The organism is Pseudomonas fluorescens (assembly GCF_900636825.1).
Taxonomy (GTDB): domain Bacteria; phylum Pseudomonadota; class Gammaproteobacteria; order Pseudomonadales; family Pseudomonadaceae; genus Aquipseudomonas; species Aquipseudomonas fluorescens_BG.
Window position 1 is genome coordinate 4203668 of record NZ_LR134318.1, and the last position, 19946, is coordinate 4223613.

The window sequence follows — 19946 nt, forward strand, 5'->3', positions numbered from 1 at the left end:
GGCACAATACTGGCACCTTGCCAAAACTGTTTCCGCTATCAGAGAAGACCTTCCATGGGTGCCTGGCTTAGCAATATCTCGCTGAAATACAAATTCTGGGCGGTCAACGCCGTTGCCTTCGTCACGACTCTGCTGCTGGCGCTGTACGCCGTGCACCTCGAACAGCAGGCGCGTAGTCATGCCGCCCAAGCGTCTGCTCAGGCCCAGGCGCAATTACTCAAGGCCTGGCCGTCCGGGCAGCCATTGCCCAAATTCGCTCAGCTACTTACTTTCAAACGCGGTGAGGCGCCACGGCTCAACGATCAGCCACTGCTGGAAGTCACCGAGAGCGACGGCTGGAACGCGATCAATACTTCGCCGCTGTTTGGCGAGAACCCGTTACTCGGCGCAGAAGTGTTCAGCCGTGCCGACGGCGGGCGAGCAGCCGTCATCGCCTATGCACCGAGCCTGAGCCAAGTGTTCAGCGAACGCTTCGCTAACTATGCGTTGGCGGTGTTCATCCTGATGCTGGCGATGCTTGGCGCTTCGCAACTGCTGATCCGTTTTCTGCTCAGCCAGCTGAACACGCTGAAAGACGTCATGCTGCACGTTGAACAGTCCGGTGATTTATCGGCGCGCGTGCCGCTGGCTGGCAAGGACGAAGTCGGGCAGATGGCCAATGCCTTCAACGCGATGCAGGCCGGTTATCAACGCGTGGTAACCACGGTGGCCAATAGCGCACGGCAACTGGATGTCGGCACCGCGCGGCTGGCGTCGAGCATGAATGAAGTGCGTCAGGGCATGCTTGGCCAACAAAGCGAAACCGATCAGGCGGCGACGGCCATCAACGAAATGACCGCCACCGTTTATCACATCGCGCAGCATGCAGGCGCCACCCGCGATTTGTCGAAAGCTGCCGATGGCTTGGCTGGCAGCGGCCAGCAAGTGGTCGCACGGGTGCAACATTCGATTGCCGGGTTGTCCAGCGGGGTGCAGCAAACGGCGCAAATGATTCAACGCCTGGCCGAGGACAGCCAGAAGATCAACGGCGTGGTCAGCGTGATTCACAGCATCGCCGAACAGACCAACTTGCTCGCGCTCAATGCCGCGATTGAAGCCGCACGCGCCGGGGAGATGGGCCGCGGTTTCGCCGTGGTCGCCGATGAAGTGCGCAACCTGGCCAAACGTGTGCAGACCTCGACCGACGAGATCACCAGCATGGTTTCGGCGTTGCAGGCCGGCACCCGCGATGCGGTGGATTTCATGCAGGAGAGTTCCTACAAGGCTGACGATTGCGTGCAACAGGCGCAAGAAGCTGGCGCGGCGCTGGCGGAGATCACCGGCGCGGTGGCGCAGATGCGTGAAAGCAATACGCAGATTGCCGTGGCGGCGGAACAACAGAGTCAGGTCGCCGAAGAGATGAACCGGGCGGTGGTGAGTATTCGGGACGTGACCGAGAACACTGTGCGGCAGACCGTGGATTCGGCGACGACGAGCAATGAGTTGGCGACGTTGGCTGGGGCGCTCAACAAGGCGATCGGGCAGTTGAAGCTCTAAGATCAAAGGATCGCAGCCTGCGACAGCTCCTACAGGGGGAAAGCATTCCAATGTGGGAGCTGCCGCAGGCTGCGATCTTTTTTGTACATCATGCCTATGATGCCAATAGCCAACCTCGATTCGCCGCCCTCCCCGCGCGGGCCTATTCTTCAACCATGAAGTTCAACATGGATTGAGGAGTAGTAAACATGGGCAAACGTCACCCCAACCTTCCTGCGTGGCAATGGCGCGCCTACCCGGGCAATCATCAGCACCCGACCAATCTGGTGCTGCACCTGCTGGCCGTGCCGTTGTTCATCGTCGCGTTCCTGCTGATCGTCTCCGGGGTTTTCAGCCTGAGCCTGGCCAGTGTGGCGATCGGCGTGATCGGCATCATCGCGGCGCTGGGTTTGCAGCGCCAAGGTCACAGCCTGGAGGCGCAAGCCTCCGAGCCGTTCAGTGATCGCAAAGATGCGGTATCGCGCTTGCTGGTCGAGCAGTTTCTGACCTTCCCGCGCTTCTTTCTCAGCGGTGGCTGGTGGCGTGCCTGGCGTGAGCGCCACCGTCGGCATTGACTCAGGCGAAGATCGTGACCGTCTGGCGGCTCATGGCAATCAGTTCTCCCTCAGCACTCCACAGCTTCGCGGCGACATGGCCGTAGCCGTCGGCGGCGTATTCGATATCGGCGAGGTATTGGCACCAATCCAGCGTACTCAAGTCGTGTAGCGGCTGGACGAATTCGATGGTCCAGGTCAACGTGCTACCCGGCGCAGGCTTCTTCAGATACGGCAACAGCGCCGGTGGCCAGGCATCAACCAGAGCCAGCAGATGCGCCTCGTTGACCGGCTCCTCTTTGACATCCCCACGCAAGCGCACCCACCCGCCCATCTGGCGCGATGGCGTCCCGGTGAACGGCATGCCGCCGATGGTCCAGCGCATCGCCAGATGGCGCATGAACTCCGGAGTCACGCCTTTGATGTAAGGCAACTCCTGGCATTCGTCCCAATGTTTCATGGTCGGCGCCGGGTACGCTTCAACAGCTACTTCCGAGGGCCGCGAGGCTCCGAAGCTGCCTTGAATGATCGTCACCACCTGACCATTTTGCATGGCCCGGCCCAACACCTGACTGACGGCTTTGCCTTCGCGCAGCACATCGACCTCGAAACTCACGGGCACTTCGGGTTCGACCGGGCCGACAAAGGTGATCGCCAGCGAGCGCACCGGGCGCTGCGCAGGCACCTTGGCGCGCATGGCTTCAAATTGCAGCGCGGCCACCAACCCGCCAAAACTGGCACGGCCCTGACCCCATTCGGCAGGAATGGTCACTTCAGGTTGTTGGCGGACAGCATCGAGCAGATCGCAAAAGCGCATGACAACCTCAGAGAGCGAGAAGGAATGCAGCGATCTTAACCAGAGCTGTGGGGTACCGCAGCGTCTATTCCGGTCAAATGGGCTGACAGAAAGGCCTTGGAGTACCACAGCCCCTGTAGGAGCTGCCGCAGGCTGCGATCTTTTGATTTTGATTTGAAAAAAACGAGATCAAGATCAAAAGATCGCAGCCTTCGGCAGCTCCTACAGGGGGGGGTGGCGATATCAGGATTTGAAGCAGCGGGCGCTGAGTTTTTCCAGGACTTGGTCGGCCTTCAGCTCTGCCTTGATCAACCCGGCTTGCCAGGTGGCCACACACGGTTGCAGATCGGTTTCCTGCTCGGCGCGCGCCAGCCATTGCCAGCAATCGTGCCAGTCGCCTAATGCGCCCTGTGCAGACTTCAAATGTTTAAGCGCCGGTTGCGGCAAGCGATCCAGCTCCGGATAAGCTTCGATGCCGTAACGCACGCGCTTGATCAGCAGGCGCAGGCGATGGCGGTCGTGAGCCGGGTCGTGCAGCGCCGCGTCGAGTTTCTGCCACTGCTTGCCGAGGCGTTTTTCAATGCGTTTATCCAGCCCCTTGAGCAAACCCTGGCGCTGAGATGCACGCAGGAAACGCGGAAAAGCATCCAGAATCATCAGCAGTGAGGCCACTTCCGCACTGGCCGCCAGCGCCGGATACGCCTCGGCCATTTGCGCCATGCGCCGCTGCGCCGCCTCGGGTTGATCGTGCTTGAGCAGATACGTCGCGAGCACTTCGCGATCGCGCCACGGCGTGGTCAGATCACCCACTGCCGAAGCCGCTGCTTCCAGTTGCTCGACTCCCGGCAGCCCACGCAGCGGTCGCAACAGGCTGCGCAAACGTCGCACCGTCGTGCGCAAATCGTGCAACGCCTCGGGATCGGTGCGCGCGGCCAGTCGCGCCTGACACGCCAGCAGCCGTACATCCAGGCTCAACACATGAGCCACCAAGCGATCAATCATGGGGTCTACTCCGTAGACAGCTGCAAGTTGCGAGCTACAAGCTTCAAGCTTCAAGCTGAACGCGGTCGCCTTGAGCTTGCCGCTTGCAGCTAAAACTTGCAGCTGCTTTTCTATCTTCCTGCGCGGGATTCGCGAATGTAGAAGCGGGCTTTCTCGGCTTTTTTGCTGCAGCCTTCGAAGCCTTCAAATTGTTGCTGGGTCTTGGCGGCGGTCAGCAGTGACAGGGCTTTGGAGTAACTGACGGTGCCAGCAAAGCCTTCGGCCTTGGCCAGATCCAGCTCATGCCAGGCCGCGTCGAGCTGGCTGCCGCAGCTGTCGCGGTACGCGGTTTTGCCGGCGCACCCGGCCAGAACCAAAGCCATCAACGGTACACAGATCCAGGCTTTCATCACTCACACCTCAAGGTCAGGTCAACAGTCGTGCAGGTAAGACGGTCCGGCAGCGAAAAAGTGCCTCGGCTGCCGGTGAAACCGCGGTGACGCAGAGCATAGCGCTGAAGCGCCAGAGGACCGCGAAAAACGACGTCACTGACGCGCGCAACGACCTTGGCGATTGAGCCGCTTGCGCGATACGTGCATTGTGCAGACTTGTCGGGAGGAAGTTTGATGAAAAAGCGTGTCGCCTTGGTGCTGGGCTCCGGTGGCGCCCGGGGCTATGCCCATATCGGGGTCATTGAAGAAATCGAAAAACGCGGCTACGACATCGCCTGCATCGCCGGTTGTTCGATGGGCGCAGTGGTCGGCGGGATCTACGCCGCCGGCAAACTGGATGACTATCGACGCTGGATCGAAAGCCTCGATTATCTCGATGTGTTGCGCCTGGTCGACGTAAGTTTTCGCCTCGGTGCGATCCGCGGTGAAAAAGTCTTCGGGCAGATCCGCAAGATCGTTGGCGAGATCAATATCGAAGACCTGCGCATCCCCTACACGGCCGTCGCTGCCGACCTCACCAATCAACAGGAAATCTGGTTTCAGGAAGGCTGCCTGCATCAAGCCATGCGCGCTTCGGCGGCGATTCCCAGCCTGTTCACCCCGGTGATGCAGGGCAACCGCATGCTGGTGGATGGCGGCATTCTCAACCCGTTGCCGATCGTGCCGGTGGTGTCCAGTCACTGCGATTTGATCATTGCGGTGAATCTCAATGCGACCAATCAACGTCAATACAAACTGCCGGTGATCGAACGTCCGCCGGCGTTTCGCTCGCGCTTCGACAGCCTGATCACTTCGCTGGGGTCGAAACTGCCGTTTCGGCGCAAACAGGCCGAGCAACTGCTGAAGCTGGAACAGGAAGCGCTGCGCGCGGAAGCGGCGGACATCAATCCGTGGCTTGAAGGCGTCGAGCCGGAAAGCCAGCAACCGGCTGCGGCGCCCGAGCGCGAAGGCGCGCCAAAATCGGCGACCGGTTCATTCATCATCGACAACGTCGGCCCGGCGTCGCTGCTGGATTTGATCAACCAGAGTTTCGAGGTGATGCAGACGTCGCTGGCGCAGTACAAAATTGCCGGTTATCCACCGGATATCCTGATCAACGTGCCGAAACGGGTGTGCCGGTTTTTCGAGTTTTACAAGGCACCGGAGTTGATCGCGCTGGGGCGGGAAATTGCCAGTGATACGCTGGATCGGTATGAGCGCGAGCAAGGGGATCACAGCTGATTTTTTTGCTGACTGTCAGTCCGTCATCGCTAGCAGGGCTAGCTCCCACAGGGGTTTTGTGAACAACCTACAGAGAGATCACAACTAGCTCCAACAGGGGTTTTGTGAACGACGCAATCCAGTGTGGGAGCTAGCCCTGCTAGCGATGGGGCCGCTCAGCCAACCTCACTCAACAGCCGATAACCCACCCCCGCCTCAGTCACGATAAACCGTGGCCGCGTCGGATCATCCGCCAGTTTCTGGCGCAGATGCCCGACCACGATCCGCAGATAATGACTGTCCTCGGTGTGCGTCGGCCCCCAGATATCCTTGAGCAATTGCTGCTGAGTGATCACCCGTCCCGGATGCCGCGCCAGTTGCGCGAGCACGGCGTATTCCTTGCGGGTCAGCGCGACTTCGAGGCCATCGAGCAACACCCGTCGATAAGCGAGATCCACCGTCAGCGGGCCGAAACTCAGCGCGGCCTGCTGCGTTTCACCGGTCGGCGCCTGGCGGAGCAGAGCGCGCACTCTGGCGAGAAATTCCTGAATGCCGAAGGGCTTGGTCACATAGTCATTGGCGCCACCGTCCAGCGCCTCGACCTTCTGCCCTTCACTGGCGCGCACCGACAGCACCAGCACTGGCGTCGTCGCCCATTCGCGAAACTCGCGCAGCACCTGCTGGCCGTCCATGTCCGGCAGGCCGAGATCGAGCACCAGCAAGTCCGGTTTGTTCAGCGCCGCCTGCGCAAGGCCCTCGGACCCAGTGCCGGCCTCGAGGACTTTGTAACCTTGGGACGCGAGGCTGATGCGCAGGAATTTGCGGATCTGCGGCTCATCGTCGATGACCAGGATGGTCGCGGTCTGGCTCATGAATTCACATCAACAGAGAAGATTGGCGAGAGAGTAGCGCAAGCGGCATCAGGCTTCATTGTCCAATCCCGGTTGCGTCTGCAAGGGCAAGTGCAGCGTGATGCAGGTGCCATGGCCATCGATGCCCTCGGCCACCGTGATGCGTCCGCCGTGAGCGCCGACCATGCCCTGACAAATCGCCAGGCCGAGGCCGGTGCCCTGCCCGCCACGATCACCACGCGCAGCGGTGTAGAACATGTCGAATATTTTCGCTCGTTCTTCCTCGGGAATGCCCGGCCCTTCATCGCTGACCGAGAAGAAAATCTCGCGGTCATCGGCGCCGGCGCGCACTTGCAGGCGACCTTGCGACGGCGAGAAACGCGCAGCGTTTTCGATCACGTTGACCAAGGCCTGTTCGATCAGAGCTGCATGCACGAAAAGCAACGGCAACTCGCCGGGCACCTCGGTGCTGACTCGCAACGGCGCCAGCACCGCGCGCAGACGACTGAGCGCACTGCCGACAATGTCCGCGGGCGACACCCAGTCCCGAGCCAATTTCAAAGCGCCGTGACCGAGGCGGGTCATGTCGAGCAGATTCTGGATATAGCGGTCGAGACGCTCGGCTTCATCGCGCGTGCCTTCAAGCAGTTCGCGGCGATCCTCCAGCGGGATCGCTTCGCCCAGCGCCAACAGGCTGTCGATGCTGCCGCGCATGGCCGTCAACGGCGTGCGCAGATCGTGCGACACCGAGGCCAGCAGCGCGCTGCGCAGTTGCTCGGTTTCGCCATGCAGACGCGCCGCTTCCAGGTCGTCCGCCAGCTGCGCCCGCGCCAACGCTTGCGCCAGCGGCTGACTCAATGCGGTGAGCAAGCGGCGGCGCTGGCCGCTCAACGTCTGACCCTCTTTGGCACAGACGCCGAGCAATGCCAGCGGGCCATCCTCAACGGAAAGCGGCCACCACCACCAGCGGCCGAACGGCAGCGTGCCGGTGCCCTTGCCTGCCGGTTGATCGTGTTGCCACGCCCAGTCGGCAGCGGCCCGTTCCGCTTCGCTGAATTGCAACGGCCCGCCGGTCTCAACCGCCCAGCCGCCCTGCCCATCGCGATTGAGCAGGCACAGTTGCAGATCGCTCCAGCCTTCGAGGTGCTGCGCGGCGGCGCTGACCACCGCTTGGCGATCGGTTGCGGCGGTGAGTTTTCGCGACAGGTCGAGCAGTTCGCTGGTCTCTTCCTGGGTGTCGCGTAACGCCTGCAATTGCCGGCGCTGCCGCGCGGCGAGATTGCCAGTGAGCGCTGCCATCAACAGGAAAAACAGTAACGTCAGCACGTCTTCTTCGCGCTGGATACTGAACGAAAAATTTGGCGGAATGAACAGAAAATCGTAGGTCAGAAACGACAGCGCCGCACAGGCCAACGCCGGGCCGAGGCTGCTGCGCACCGCCACCAGCAGCACTGCTGCGAGAAACACCAGCGAGATGTTCGGCAGCGGCAATACGCTCGACACCGCCCATGCCAAACCACTGGCCAACAACGTCGCAACCAGCGCCAGCGCATAATCGAACCACACCAACGTCACCGGGTTGCGCGGGCGCGGCTGATGCTGTTCGTGGTCACTGTCGAGCACGTTGATTTCCAGGCCATGGGCCTGACGGAGCAAGCGCGCCGCCAGCCCGCCACCGAACAAACGCCGGCGCAGACGTGGCCGCGACTGACCGACCAGCAGCAGACTGGCGCGACGTTCGGCGGCATGCTGGATCAGGGTTTTCGCCACTTCACCCGCGCGCAGCAACACCACCTCACCACCGAGACGTTCGGCCAATTGCTGGGCACTTTGCAGGCGCAACCGCGATTGCTCGTCACGAGCGCTGCCGTTATCGACATGCACCAGACTCCACGGCAAATGGCGGCGCTGGGCGACGCGACTGGCGTGACGCACCAAGCGTTCGGCCTGCGCATCGCCGTCGACGCCGACCAGCAAACGCCCGCGCACCGCGGGGGCAGCCTGACCGAGCTGGCGATAGCCTTGCGCAAGATCGTTATCGACCTGCGCGGCGGCGGTCTGCATCGCCAGCTCGCGCAGCGCGGTGAGATTGGTCTGCGTGAAAAACGCGTCGATGGCGGCGCGTGCTTGCTCCGGCACGTAGACCTTGCCTTCGCGCAGACGCTCGAGCAGTTCACGCGGCGGCAGGTCGATCAGCAGCAGCTCGAAGGCTTCCTGCAAGACCCAGTCCGGCAGGGTTTCGCGCACCTGCACACCAGTGATGCCGCGCACCTGATCATTGAGGCTTTCCAGATGCTGAACGTTAACGGTGGTGAACACGTCGATGCCGGCAGACAGCAGCTCCTGAATATCTTGCCAGCGCTTGGCGTGGCGACTGCCGGGGGCGTTGCTGTGCGCCAGTTCATCGACCAGCACCAGCTTCGGCTGGGCGGCGAGGATGCCGTCGAGGTCCATTTCTTCGAGCAGCACGCCACGGTATTCGCTGCGCAACAGCGGTTGTTGCGGCAGGCCAGCAAGCAGTGCCTCGGTTTCGGCACGACCATGGGTTTCGACCACGCCGGCGAGGGCTTTCACGCCCTGGCGCAGTTGCGTATGCGCGGCCTGGAGCATGGCGTAGGTTTTGCCAACACCGGGGGCGGCGCCGAGGAACACCTTGAGGCGGCCGCGGCCATCACGGGGCAGGTCTGCTAACAGTGCGTCGGCGCGGCCGGAGTCGCTCATGCTGGGATTGCCTTGTTCGGTTGGAAATTGGTGAAGCTTCAAAAGATCGCAGCCTTCGGCAGCTCCTACAGGTGATGCGATTTGATCGTTCCAACGCTCTGCGTGGGAATGCCGTCCGGGACGCTCTGCGTCTTACCAAATCGGACGCGGAGCGCCCATTGATGCATTCGTGGGAACGATCGATGCTGACTGTAGGAGCTGCCGAAGGCTGCGATCCTTTGATCTACAGGTTTTGCAGTGCCAGATTCAGCTCAAGCACATTCACTACCGGCGGGCCCACCAGCGGCTGTTCGATGTGCGCGTCGAGCAGTCGCTGCAAGGTCGACACCGGCAGGTTTCGCGCTGTCGCGACTCGCGCCAGTTGATAGGCAATTGCTGCCGGTGGCAAGTGCGGATCGAGGCCGCTGGCGGAGGTGGTCAACAGCGCCAGCGGCACCGGGCCCTGGCCAGGGACCTGCAACTTGTTGGCATCGTCGATCACCCGTGTGGCGAGTGCCGGATTACTCGGGGCGAGGTTGCTGGCGCCACTGGCAACCGTGGTGAAGGCACCGGCGGACGGGCGTGGGTGGAACCAGTTGTCACCGGTGAAATCCTGGGCGATCAGGGCCGAGCCGCGGATTTTGCCGTCGGCGTCGTGGATCAGGCTGCCGTTGGCCTGAGCCGGGAATGCGACTTGCGCGACGCCGGTCACCGCCAGTGGATAGGCGACGCCGGTGATCAGGGTCATCAGCGCCAACAGGGTCAGGGCCGGGCGTATCATTGTGGACATTTCAAAATCCTCGAATTCGTTTGGCAAACTTCAGTTGTGTGTCAGGAATATCTATTCCCCCTCACCCCAGCCCTCTACCCCAAGGGGGCGAGGGGGAAAGGAAGCCGATCCTGGTGCTGTTCAAAACCTGAGCTCGGCTCGGAATTTCAGGTCGGCGAACCTCGCACAAACACCTCGGTCAGTCCCCTCTCCCTCCGGGAGAGGGTTAGGGTGAGGGGCTTTTTTCAGCCTCACACCAGATGCAACGCCGTGAGCAGCATGTCGATCGCCTTGATCCCCACGAACGGCACCAGAATCCCGCCCACCCCGTAGATCAACAAATTGCGTCGCAACAACGCTGCCGCACTCGCCGCTTGCACCCGCACGCCGCGCAGCGCCAGCGGAATCAGCACGACGATGATCAACGCGTTGAAGACTATCGCCGAGAGGATCGCGCTCTGCGGACTGGTCAAGTGCATGATGTTCAGCACACCCAACTGCGGATAAATCGAGGCAAACAGCGCCGGCAGGATCGCGAAGTATTTGGCGATGTCGTTGGCAATCGAAAAGGTCGTCAGCGCACCACGGGTGACCAGCAATTCCTTGCCGATCTGCACCACATCGAGCAGCTTGGTCGGGTCGCTGTCGAGATCGACCATGTTCGCCGCTTCGCGCGCCGCTTGCGTGCCGTCGTTCATCGCCATGCCGACGTCTGCCTGGGCCAGCGCCGGGGCGTCGTTGGCGCCGTCGCCGCACATCGCGACCAGACGACCGTCGTTTTGCTCATGACGAATGCGCGCCAGTTTTTTCTCCGGCGTGGCCTCGGCGAGCACGTCATCGACGCCCGCCTCAGCAGCAATCGCGGCAGCGGTCAGCGGGTTGTCGCCGGTGACCATCACCGTGCGGATCCCCAGTATGCGCAGTTCGGCAAAGCGCTCGCGGATGCCCGGTTTGACCACGTCCTTGAGGTGAATCGCACCGAGCAATTTGCCGTCGGCACAGACCAGCAGCGGAGTACCGCCGCTCTGCGCAATCTTGTCGACTTCCCGCGCCAGCGCCGGTGCCAGATCGGTACGTTGCTGACCGAGAAACGCCAGCAATGAATCCACCGCGCCCTTGCGATACACGCGGCCCTGATAATCGACGCCGGACAAACGCGTCTCAGCGCTGAACGGCACGGCGGTCAGGGTTTCCAGCGCCGGCTCCGGTTGCGGATGCAGACCGCGCAGGAACTCGACAATGGATTTACCTTCAGCGGTGTCATCGGCCAGCGAGGCGAACAACGCACCTTCGGCCAGCTCACGTGCGGTCACACCCGGCGCCGCATAAACCGCGCTGCAGCGACGATTGCCGAAAGTAATGGTGCCGGTCTTGTCGAGCAGCAGCACATGCACATCACCCGCCGCTTCCACGGCGCGACCGGACTTGGCGATCACGTTCAGGCGCACCAGACGATCCATACCCGCGATGCCGATAGCCGAGAGCAAACCGCCAATGGTGGTCGGAATCAGCGTGACCAATAACGCCACAAGGAACACCAGCGGCAGGCTGCCATTGGCAAAGTGCGCGAACGGTTGCAGGGTCACGACCACCAGCAGGAAGATCAGAGTCAGGCCGATCAGCAGAATATCCAGCGCGACTTCATTCGGGGTCTTCTGGCGTTTCGCGCCTTCGACCAGCGCGATCATCCGATCGAGGGTTGATTCACCGGGGTTCGCGGTGATCTTCACCAGCAACCAATCGGACACCAGTCGTGTGTTGCCGGTGACGGCGGAACGGTCGCCGCCGGACTCGCGAATCACTGGCGCCGATTCACCGGTAATCGCCGCTTCGTTGACCGCAGCGATGCCTTCGATGACTTCGCCGTCACCGGGGATCATCTCGCCGGCTTCGACACGCACCACATCGCCTTTGCGCAGACTTGCGGCGGGCACGATCTTGAAGCTGGCATCAGCCTGTCGGCAGCGAGCGCCGAGACCTTCGCTGCCGGACTTGAGGCTGTCGGCGCGGGCCTTGCCCCGACCTTCGGCCAAGGCCTCGGCGAAGTTGGCGAACAGCACGGTGAACCACAGCCACAAGGCGATTTGCGCGGCGACGAAGGTTGGCACTTCGGCATCGGGGAGAAAGCACAGGACAGTGGTGAAAACCGCTGTCAGTTCGACCACGAGCATCACTGGCGAACGAGCCAATTGCCGAGGATCGAGCTTGACGAACGCTTGCACCAGCGCCGGCCGCCACAGGGCCGAGATCGCCGTTTTCGCTTGTTCCGGCGCCTTGACAGCGGCGGGTTTGATTGCGGGCATATTCATCGATAAGTCCTCAGAAGCCTAAGCTCAGATGTTCAGCGATAGGGCCCAACGCCAGCGTCGGCAGGAAGGTCAGGCCGCCGACCAGCAGAATGGTCACGGTCAGCAGCGTGACGAACAGCGGGCCATGGGTCGGGAAGCTGTTCTGGCCGATCGGTGCGCTTTTCTTCATCGCCAGGCTGCCCGCCAACGCCAGCACCGGAAGGATGTAGCCGAAGCGACCAATCAACATGCCCAGGCTAAGCATCAGGTTGTGGAACGGCGTATTCGCGCTCAAGCCACCGAATGCCGAGCCGTTGTTGGCGCTGGCCGAGGTGTAGGCGTAGAGCAACTGGCTGAAGCCGTGCGGGCCAGGGTTGCTGATCGTCGCCGCTGCACTGGGGACCGTAGCCGCAATCGCGCCGAGCACCAGCACGCCCACCGGCATCACCAGCAAGGTCACCACCAGCAATTGCACTTCCCGCGCCTGGAGTTTCTTGCCGAGGTATTCCGGCGTGCGGCCAATCATCAAACCGGCGAGGAACACGGCGATCAGCACGTTGAGCAACATGCCGTAGAGCCCCGCGCCGACGCCGCCGAAGATCACTTCGCCGACCATCATGTTGACCAGCGCGACCATGCCGCTGAGCGGGTTGAGGCTGTCGTGCATGCCGTTGACCGAACCGTTGGATGCAGCCGTCGTGGTCACCGACCACAGCACCGTGGCGCTGGTGCCGAAACGCGCTTCCTTGCCTTCCAGCGGCGCGGTCTGTTCGACGGCGGCATTGTTCAGGGTCGGATTCGGTTGATACTCGGCCCACAGCGACGTGGCGCCGCCGATCAGGAATAGTGCGAGCATGCAGGCGATGATCGCGCGGCTCTGCCGCAGGTCCTTGACGTAATGGCCGAAGGTAAACACCAGCGCCACCGGAATCAGAATGATTGAAGCGACTTCGAACAGGTTGCTCCACGCCGTCGGGTTCTCGAACGGATGCGCCGAGTTGACCCCGAAGAAGCCGCCACCGTTGGTGCCCAGTTGCTTGATCGCAATCTGACTGGCCGCCGGGCCGAGCGGGATCACCTGATCAACGCCTTGCATGGTCACAGCATTCACATACTGCGCGAATGTTTGCGGCACGCCCTGCCAGACCAGAAACAGCGCCAGCAGCAAGCACAGCGGCAATAGCCCATAAAGGGTGGCGCGGGTCATGTCGACCCAGAAGTTACCGAGGGTTTTCGTCGATTTGCGCCCGATGCCGCGGCACAGCGCAACCAGCACGGCGAGACCGGTGGCGGCGCTGACGAAGTTCTGCACGGTGAGACCGACCATCTGGCTCAGATAGCTGAGCGTGGCTTCGCCGCTGTAGGACTGCCAGTTGGTGTTGGTCATGAAACTGACCGCGGTGTTCAGCGCCTGCGTCCACTCCTGCCCCGGCAGATTTTGCGGGTTCAGCGGCAGATGATCCTGAAACAACAGGATGGCGAACAGCAGCAGGAAACCGGCGAGGTTGAAAGCGAGCAGCGCCAGTGTGTATTTCTGCCAGCTCTGCTCCGCCTGCGCATCGACCCCGGCGAGCCGATAGCAACCGCGCTCGACCGGGCCGAGGATCGGCGTCAGCCATGTGCGCTGGCCCTCCATAACTTTGTAGTAGAAACGCCCAAGGAACGGCGCCGGCAGCAACACTAGCGCAAAAAAACCGAGGATCAGCCAATAGTCGTAACTGTGCATAGCCGCTCCTAGTTCCGGTCTGCGCGCAACAGCGCAACCAACAGATAAATGAACAGCCCCACTGCCAGCAGCAGCGACACCCCGTCCAGAACGCTCATGGAAAATCTCCGTGTTACGGCGTATTGCCGTGTGTGAGGTGATTGTCGGGAAGGAGGCTGTAAAGGAACGAGAGCGACGGCGCGCGCGGGGCATAAAGAAAGCGTAAAGAGTGGGGTGATGTGCGGTTTACCGCGGTGTTTGCGCTGGCCTCATCGCTGGGAAGCCAGCTCCCACAGGTTTCTGGGGTGTACGCAATATTTGTGACCGACCGAGATCACTCTGGGAGCGGGCTCGCCCGCGATGGCGGCGGTGCTGTCGCCACCGCACCCAAATGGCGCACCGATTTATTGATGCTGCGACTTGAACATCCCCCCAGCGACAGCTTTGAACTCATTACGACTTGTTTCAGCGCACTGGCACGGCCACTGCACGCGCCCTCCCCCGAGCTTTCCAAACCGTTCAGGGAGCAAGCGCATGAACACACAACTCAAACCCACGCTGGGCACGTTGCATCTGTGGGGCATCGCCGTGGGGCTGGTGATTTCCGGGGAATATTTCGGCTGGAGTTACGGCTGGGGTGTGGCCGGCACGCTGGGCTTTCTGGTCACCTCGTTCATGGTCGCAACCATGTACACCTGCTTCATCTTCAGCTTCACCGAACTGACCACCGCAATTCCCCACGCGGGTGGCCCGTTTGCCTATAGCCGTCGCGCCTTCGGAGAGAAAGGCGGATTGATCGCAGGATTGGCCACGCTGATCGAATTCGTCTTTGCGCCGCCGGCCATTGCGTTGGCCATTGGCGCCTACCTGAATGTGCAATTCCCGACGCTTGACCCGAAACACGCCGCGGTCGGCGCCTACATCGTGTTCATGGGTCTGAACATTCTCGGGGTGAAACTGGCGGCGACTTTTGAATTGATCGTCTGCGTATTGGCCGTTGCTGAACTGCTGGTGTTCATGGGTGTGGTCGCGCCGGCGTTCAGCTTCAGCAACTTCGCCCTGAATGGCTGGGCCGGTTCCGACGTATTCGGTGCGCCGGCGATTGCCGGTATGTTCGCGGCCATTCCGTTTGCGATCTGGTTCTTCCTCGCCATTGAAGGCGCGGCCATGGCGGCCGAAGAAGCCAAGGATCCGAAACGGACGATTCCAAAGGCTTATATCAGTGGGATTCTGACGCTGGTGTTGCTGGCGATGGGCGTAATGTTCTTCGCTGGCGGTGTCGGCGACTGGCGCACCCTGGCCAACATCAACGATCCACTGCCGCAAGCGATGAAAACCGTGGTCGGCGACAACTCCGGCTGGCTGCACATGCTGGTGTGGATCGGCCTGTTCGGGCTGGTGGCGAGTTTCCACGGGATCATTCTTGGCTATTCGCGGCAATTTTTCGCCCTTGCCCGCGCCGGTTATCTGCCTGCCTCTCTGGCTAAACTCTCACGCTTTCAAACGCCACACCGCGCCATCATCGCGGGCGGCCTCATCGGCATCGCAGCCATTTACAGCGACGGCTTGATCAACCTCGGCGGCATGACCCTCACGGCGGCGATGATCACCATGGCGGTGTTCGGCGCAATCGTGATGTACATCATGAGCATGCTCAGCCTGTTCAAACTGCGTAAATCCGAGCCAAATCTGGAGCGCACCTTCCGCGCACCGTGCTATCCGCTGGTGCCGATGATCGCGCTGGTTCTGGCAGTGGTGTGTCTGGTGGCGATGGCCTGGTTCAACACGTTGATCGGCTTGATCTTCCTCGGGTTCATGGCGGTGGGATTCTGTTATTTCCTCCTGACCGGACAACTGCGTGCCGATGCGCCGGCGGATGCGATGCTGACCGGCCTTTGATCCCCATGTAGGAGCTGATGAGGGAACCGAGGCTGCGATCTTTTGATTTTTTTAAAGATCAAAAGATCGCAGCCTTCGGCAGCTCCTACAGGGAATCGGGTGCGGCGGGCATAAGCGGCCTAGCACCAGCGGATGCAATGCTCACCGGCCTCTGATTCCCATGTAGGAGCTGACGAGGGAACCGAGGCTGCGATCTTTTGATTTTTTTTAAGGTCAAGAGATCGCAGCCTTCGGCAGCTCCTACAGGGATTCGGGTGCGGCGGGCATAACCGGCCTAGCACCAGCGGATGCGATGCTGACCGGCCTCTGATTCCCATGTAGGAGCTGACGAGGGAACCGAGGCTGCGATCTTTTGATTTTTTTAAAGATCAAAAGATCGCAGCCTTCGGCAGCTCCTACAAGGAATCGGGTGCGGCGGGCATAAGCGGCCTAGCACCAGCGGATGCGATGCTGACCGGCCTCTGATTCCCATGTAGGAGCTGATGAGGGAACCGAGGCTGCGATCTTTTGATTTTTTTAAAGATCAAAAGATCGCAGCCTTCGGCAGCTCCTACAAGGAATCGGGTGCGGCGGGCATAAGCGGCCTAGCACCAGCGGATGCGGTGCTCACCGGCCTCTGATTCCCATGTAGGAGCTGACGAGGGAACCGAGGCTGCGATCTTTGCTTTTTCAAAATCAAAAGATCGCAGCCTTCGGCAGCTCCTACAAGGAATCGGGTGCGGCGGGCATAACCGGCCTAGCACCGGCGGATGCGATGCTCACCGGCCTCTAATCCCCATGTAGGAGCTGACGAGGGAACCGAGGCTGCGATCTTTTGATTTTTTTAAAGATCAAAAGATCGCAGCCTTCGGCAGCTCCTACAAGGAATCGGGTGCGGCGGGCATAAGCGGCCTAGCACCAGCGGATGCGGTGCTCACCGGCCTCTGATTCCCATGTAGGAGCTGACGAGGGAACCGAGGCTGCGATCTTTTGATCTTTAAAAAAGCAAAAGATCGCAGCCTTCGGCAGTTCCTACAGGGATTCGGGTGCGGCGGGCATAAGCGGCCTAGCACCAGCGGATGCGGTGCTCACCGGCCTCTGATTCCCATGTAGGAGCTGACGAGGGAACCGAGGCTGCGATCTTTTGATCTTTAAAAAAGCAAAAGATCGCAGCCTTCGGCAGTTCCTACAGGGATTCGGGTGCGGCGGGCATAAGCGGCCTAGAATGGAACCACTGCGAAGTCATTTCGCTCATAAGTGGTAGCAGCATCGCACAGCGAAACCCTCGCCCGTCGATCTGCGATTAAGGAGAGCCGTTATGCCCTGGTATGCCTGGTTGATTCTGGTTGTTGCAATCGGCTCGATCGTTGGCGGTCTGATGATGTTGCGCGATACCGCCAACAAGGTCGAACTGACCGATGAAGAACGCAAACGCGTGGCCCAGCGCAACGCCGAAGCGGATGCCAAAGAGGCGCAAGACCGCTGACAAAGAACCCCGCCTCAATGGCGGGGTTTGTTTATGCGAGCCCGACTGGGCTTCATTCGTTCCAACGTTTGAACAACACGCTGGCGTTCACGCCGCCGAATCCGAAGCCGTTGGACAAGGCATATTCGATCGGCATTGACCTTGCCTCGCCGTGAACAATATCCACCCCTTCGCTGGCCGGGTCGGGATTATCGAAGTTGAGCGTCGGCGGCACCTTTTGATCGCGGATAGCCAACAAGGTGAAAATCGCCTCCAACCCGCCGGCAGCGCCGAGCAAGTGACCTGTGGCGGATTTGGTCGACGTCACGGCGATTTTATTCTGCGTGCCGAACAACGCCTTGATCGCCGCCAACTCACCGAGATCGCCCACCGGGGTCGAGGTCGCGTGGGCATTGAGATGCTGGACCTGATCCGCTCTGATGCCGGCCTGTGCCAATGCCAATGTCATCGCCCGACGCGCACCGCTGCCATCCTCCGGCCCGGCGGTCAGGTGATAAGCGTCGGCGGTCGTGCCGTAGCCGACCAGCTCGGCCAACGGCTGCGCACCGCGTGCCAAAGCATGCTCAAGCGACTCGATCACCAACAACCCGGCGCCCTCACCCATGACGAAGCCGTCGCGCCCGCTGTCAAACGGCCGCGAGGCACGCTCCGGGGTGTCGTTGTAACCGCTCGACAACGCACGCGCGGCGGCAAAACCGGCGAGGCTGACGCGGTCGATGCAAGCCTCTGCACCACCACACAGCGCAATATCCGCTTCGCCGGAACGAATCAGCCGTGCTGCATCGCCAATCGCCTGAACCCCGGCGGCACATGCCGTCACCGGTGCGCCCAGCGGACCTTTGAGTTGATGCTGAATCGATACATGGCCGGCGGCTAGATTGACCAGAAAAGACGGAATGGTAAACGGCGATAAACGCCGCGGGCCACGGTTGTCGGTGGTGCGCACGGCATCGGCAATTGCGCCGAAACCGCCGACGCCGGAGCCGATGATCGTCGCCGTACGCTCCTGATCGTTGACGTCCTCAGGATGCCATCCAGCCTGGGCCAACGCTTGCCGTGCGGCTTCCATGGCGAAGAGAATGAAGCGGTCCATCTTCTTCTGCTCTTTAGGCGGCGTGGCGCGATTCGGATCAAACCCGGCCTCCGCATCTTCCTGCAAGGTCAGCACTCTGCCACCGACGCTCGTCGGCAAATCCGCCACCACCGCTTCGTCCAGTTTGCGCAAACCGGAACGACCGGCCAACAAACGTTTCCAGACGGCTTCGACATCACTCCCCAACGGAGAAACCAGGCCCATGCCCGTGACTACGATTCGACGCTGATCCATACCGTGGTTACCTCTGCAATGATCTTGTATTACTTGTAGCGCTGAGCAGCCGAACTGCGAGAAAGGTTCGGCGCCATGACATGGCGTGCGGCAACGAAAGCCTGCCATTGCTCCGCGTCAGGCAGCGAAGGAATCGTGATCAATTCGCCCTGATCCAATCCCGCGAGCGCCGCATCGACCATTTCACTGGCTTCCATGACCATCTCCGCCGGAATGACGCTGGCGTCGATACCGGAGCGCTCCCAGATCTCTGTGCGGGTAACACCAGGCAACACCGCCTGAACCTGCACACCCGTGCCCTCGAGCTCCGCGTTCAGTGACTGCGTCATGCTCAGGACATAGGCCTTGCTCGCGCTATAGGCGGCATTGAATTGCTCGGGAAACAGCGCCACCACCGAACCGATATTGATGATCGTGCCGCGCCCGGCTCTGGTGAAACCGGCGGCAGCGGCCGATGCCAGACGTGTCACAGCAGTGATGTTGAGCTGAATCATGCGCTCCAATTGATCAAGGTCAGCATTGGCCAGCAGGCCGTCCACAGCCACCCCCGCATTGTTGACCAGCAAGCTGATGTTGGAGTCGCTACGCAGACGCTGCTCAAGTTTCAGCACATCATCCTTTTGCGTCAGATCGGCTTTGAGCACCTCGACCTGAACACCGTGGGCGTCACGCAACGTGCTGGCGGCGCTGTCCAGGCGTTCCTTGTCACGGGCTACCAGCAAGAGATCGAATCCGCGAGCCGCAAGTCGCTGCGCATAAATCGCCCCGATACCCGACGATGCGCCAGTGACGAGAGCCATACCTTTGGGTTGGACAGAATTCATGAAAGTGCTCCTGAGAAAAATCGCCGCCGGAACGATGTGTGCCAGACTACGCTGGATTTATTATAGGCATAATTCGAAGTGAATATGATAGCCATAATCTTAATCCATCCGTTCAACGTCTTTTGGGCACTGAGTACGCAACGGCAGCCATTACCCAATGAAAAAGGCCGGTCACTGACCGGCCTCCTGGCATAGAACAAACAGCTTAGTTGACTTCCAGCTTGTCGCGATTGCGATCAAGGATCGCCTTGCCGATCCCCTTCACTTCCAATAATTCATCCACGGAAGTGAACGGTCCGTTTGTTTCGCGATAGGCAACAATCGCCTTGGCTTTGGCTTCACCTACCCCAGACAGCTCCTTTTGCAGCTTGGCCGCATCGGCTTCATTAAGATCGACCTTCGCGCTTTCGGTGGAAGCCTTGGCGTCCATCGCCACCACTGCGCTCGACGCTTGCACAGGAGCAACCGGCGCAGCAATCGCGGCAATCGAAGCGCTTGTAAGCAGGGCGAAAATCAGGGAATAGAAGTAACCGGTACGCATAAGTGACGCTCCATCATCGTTTGAGATAGCAGCTTTTCCGAAGCTGCCTCTCAAACTTAGGCGATGGTTGGAGCCTGTC

Annotated in this window: 17 protein-coding genes; 5 read left to right on the forward strand and 12 right to left on the reverse strand. The window is 60.9% G+C overall.

The window, feature by feature from the left end:
• Nucleotides 1-54 precede the first annotated feature (54 nt).
• Complete coding sequence (locus tag EL257_RS19030; protein ID WP_126365220.1) at nucleotides 55-1536, forward strand: methyl-accepting chemotaxis protein; 1482 nt, start codon at nucleotides 55-57, stop codon at nucleotides 1534-1536.
• A 188-nt stretch (nucleotides 1537-1724) separates the two neighbouring features.
• On the forward strand, nucleotides 1725-2090 hold the full coding sequence (locus tag EL257_RS19035; RefSeq protein ID WP_126365222.1) for a terminase: 366 nt from the start codon (nucleotides 1725-1727) through the stop codon (nucleotides 2088-2090).
• A 1-nt stretch (nucleotide 2091) separates the two neighbouring features.
• Here EL257_RS19035 and EL257_RS19040 read toward each other — a convergent pair whose 3' ends face one another.
• The 3 genes from EL257_RS19040 to EL257_RS19050 form a co-directional block, all read right to left on the reverse strand.
• A complete protein-coding gene (locus EL257_RS19040) occupies nucleotides 2092-2886 on the reverse strand; it encodes an acyl-CoA thioesterase (RefSeq protein WP_126365224.1) in 795 nt (264 codons plus the stop codon).
• 222 nt (nucleotides 2887-3108) lie between these two features.
• Nucleotides 3109-3867 carry a CHAD domain-containing protein gene (locus EL257_RS19045; protein WP_126365226.1) on the reverse strand — a complete coding sequence of 253 codons (759 nt, stop codon included), beginning with the start codon at nucleotides 3865-3867 and terminating at the stop codon, nucleotides 3109-3111.
• A 110-nt stretch (nucleotides 3868-3977) separates the two neighbouring features.
• The gene (locus EL257_RS19050; protein ID WP_016770894.1) at nucleotides 3978-4256 is read right to left on the reverse strand and encodes a hypothetical protein; all 279 of its coding nucleotides are present in this window, start codon (nucleotides 4254-4256) and stop codon (nucleotides 3978-3980) included.
• 216 nt (nucleotides 4257-4472) lie between these two features.
• Between EL257_RS19050 and EL257_RS19055 the strand changes: the two genes are divergently transcribed.
• Entirely contained in the window at nucleotides 4473-5519 is a 1047-nt protein-coding gene (locus EL257_RS19055; RefSeq protein WP_126365228.1) for a patatin-like phospholipase family protein, read from the forward strand.
• 155 nt (nucleotides 5520-5674) lie between these two features.
• Here EL257_RS19055 and EL257_RS19060 read toward each other — a convergent pair whose 3' ends face one another.
• From EL257_RS19060 to kdpF, 6 genes are all read right to left on the reverse strand, one after another.
• Nucleotides 5675-6370 (reverse strand): response regulator, encoded by a 696-nt coding sequence (locus EL257_RS19060; RefSeq protein WP_126365230.1) that lies wholly within the window; start codon nucleotides 6368-6370, stop codon nucleotides 5675-5677.
• 48 nt (nucleotides 6371-6418) lie between these two features.
• Complete coding sequence (locus EL257_RS19065; RefSeq protein ID WP_126365232.1) at nucleotides 6419-9070, reverse strand: sensor histidine kinase; 2652 nt, start codon at nucleotides 9068-9070, stop codon at nucleotides 6419-6421.
• A 223-nt stretch (nucleotides 9071-9293) separates the two neighbouring features.
• A complete protein-coding gene (gene kdpC / locus EL257_RS19070) occupies nucleotides 9294-9839 on the reverse strand; it encodes a potassium-transporting ATPase subunit KdpC (RefSeq protein ID WP_126365233.1) in 546 nt (181 codons plus the stop codon).
• A gap of 230 nt (nucleotides 9840-10069) precedes the next feature.
• Nucleotides 10070-12127: a potassium-transporting ATPase subunit KdpB gene (gene kdpB / locus EL257_RS19075; RefSeq protein ID WP_126365235.1), complete on the reverse strand. Its 2058-nt coding sequence runs from the start codon at nucleotides 12125-12127 to the stop codon at nucleotides 10070-10072.
• 10 nt (nucleotides 12128-12137) lie between these two features.
• Nucleotides 12138-13832: a potassium-transporting ATPase subunit KdpA gene (gene kdpA / locus EL257_RS19080; RefSeq protein WP_126365237.1), complete on the reverse strand. Its 1695-nt coding sequence runs from the start codon at nucleotides 13830-13832 to the stop codon at nucleotides 12138-12140.
• A gap of 8 nt (nucleotides 13833-13840) precedes the next feature.
• Nucleotides 13841-13930: a K(+)-transporting ATPase subunit F gene (kdpF, locus tag EL257_RS19085; protein WP_007899818.1), complete on the reverse strand. Its 90-nt coding sequence runs from the start codon at nucleotides 13928-13930 to the stop codon at nucleotides 13841-13843.
• Nucleotides 13931-14345: 415 nt separating this feature from the next.
• On the opposite strand from kdpF, the gene eat reads away from it, so the two are divergent.
• Together eat and EL257_RS19095 are read left to right on the forward strand one after the other, a co-directional pair.
• Entirely contained in the window at nucleotides 14346-15710 is a 1365-nt protein-coding gene (gene eat, locus EL257_RS19090; protein WP_126365239.1) for an ethanolamine permease, read from the forward strand.
• A gap of 1297 nt (nucleotides 15711-17007) precedes the next feature.
• On the forward strand, nucleotides 17008-17175 hold the full coding sequence (locus EL257_RS19095; RefSeq protein WP_100847753.1) for a DUF2897 family protein: 168 nt from the start codon (nucleotides 17008-17010) through the stop codon (nucleotides 17173-17175).
• A 52-nt stretch (nucleotides 17176-17227) separates the two neighbouring features.
• On the opposite strand, the gene fabF is transcribed toward EL257_RS19095, so the two are convergent.
• The 3 genes from fabF to EL257_RS19110 all read right to left on the reverse strand — a co-directional run bounded on the left by fabF (nucleotide 17228) and on the right by EL257_RS19110 (nucleotide 19867).
• On the reverse strand, nucleotides 17228-18502 hold the full coding sequence (gene fabF / locus EL257_RS19100; protein WP_126365241.1) for a beta-ketoacyl-ACP synthase II: 1275 nt from the start codon (nucleotides 18500-18502) through the stop codon (nucleotides 17228-17230).
• Between the two features lie 29 nt (nucleotides 18503-18531).
• Nucleotides 18532-19326 carry an SDR family NAD(P)-dependent oxidoreductase gene (locus tag EL257_RS19105; protein ID WP_126365243.1) on the reverse strand — a complete coding sequence of 265 codons (795 nt, stop codon included), beginning with the start codon at nucleotides 19324-19326 and terminating at the stop codon, nucleotides 18532-18534.
• Nucleotides 19327-19531: 205 nt separating this feature from the next.
• Complete coding sequence (locus tag EL257_RS19110; RefSeq protein WP_126365245.1) at nucleotides 19532-19867, reverse strand: ComEA family DNA-binding protein; 336 nt, start codon at nucleotides 19865-19867, stop codon at nucleotides 19532-19534.
• Nucleotides 19868-19946: the final 79 nt, after the last annotated feature.

What these genes read in the sequence shown, in the direction of transcription:
- EL257_RS19105 (WP_126365243.1), bottom strand. Translation starts at nt 19,326, where the DNA reads ATGAATTCTGTCCAACCCAAAGGTATGGCTCTCGTCACTGGCGCATCG.
- EL257_RS19095 (WP_100847753.1), top strand. Translation starts at nt 17,008, where the DNA reads ATGCCCTGGTATGCCTGGTTGATTCTGGTTGTTGCAATCGGCTCGATC.
- EL257_RS19045 (WP_126365226.1), bottom strand. Translation starts at nt 3,867, where the DNA reads ATGATTGATCGCTTGGTGGCTCATGTGTTGAGCCTGGATGTACGGCTG.
- EL257_RS19110 (WP_126365245.1), bottom strand. Translation starts at nt 19,867, where the DNA reads ATGCGTACCGGTTACTTCTATTCCCTGATTTTCGCCCTGCTTACAAGC.
- kdpF (WP_007899818.1), bottom strand. Translation starts at nt 13,930, where the DNA reads ATGAGCGTTCTGGACGGGGTGTCGCTGCTGCTGGCAGTGGGGCTGTTC.
- EL257_RS19040 (WP_126365224.1), bottom strand. Translation starts at nt 2,886, where the DNA reads ATGCGCTTTTGCGATCTGCTCGATGCTGTCCGCCAACAACCTGAAGTG.
- fabF (WP_126365241.1), bottom strand. Translation starts at nt 18,502, where the DNA reads ATGGATCAGCGTCGAATCGTAGTCACGGGCATGGGCCTGGTTTCTCCG.
- eat (WP_126365239.1), top strand. Translation starts at nt 14,346, where the DNA reads ATGAACACACAACTCAAACCCACGCTGGGCACGTTGCATCTGTGGGGC.
- EL257_RS19055 (WP_126365228.1), top strand. Translation starts at nt 4,473, where the DNA reads ATGAAAAAGCGTGTCGCCTTGGTGCTGGGCTCCGGTGGCGCCCGGGGC.
- EL257_RS19035 (WP_126365222.1), top strand. Translation starts at nt 1,725, where the DNA reads ATGGGCAAACGTCACCCCAACCTTCCTGCGTGGCAATGGCGCGCCTAC.
- kdpB (WP_126365235.1), bottom strand. Translation starts at nt 12,127, where the DNA reads ATGAATATGCCCGCAATCAAACCCGCCGCTGTCAAGGCGCCGGAACAA.
- EL257_RS19065 (WP_126365232.1), bottom strand. Translation starts at nt 9,070, where the DNA reads ATGAGCGACTCCGGCCGCGCCGACGCACTGTTAGCAGACCTGCCCCGT.
- EL257_RS19030 (WP_126365220.1), top strand. Translation starts at nt 55, where the DNA reads ATGGGTGCCTGGCTTAGCAATATCTCGCTGAAATACAAATTCTGGGCG.
- EL257_RS19050 (WP_016770894.1), bottom strand. Translation starts at nt 4,256, where the DNA reads ATGAAAGCCTGGATCTGTGTACCGTTGATGGCTTTGGTTCTGGCCGGG.
- kdpC (WP_126365233.1), bottom strand. Translation starts at nt 9,839, where the DNA reads ATGTCCACAATGATACGCCCGGCCCTGACCCTGTTGGCGCTGATGACC.
- EL257_RS19060 (WP_126365230.1), bottom strand. Translation starts at nt 6,370, where the DNA reads ATGAGCCAGACCGCGACCATCCTGGTCATCGACGATGAGCCGCAGATC.
- kdpA (WP_126365237.1), bottom strand. Translation starts at nt 13,832, where the DNA reads ATGCACAGTTACGACTATTGGCTGATCCTCGGTTTTTTTGCGCTAGTG.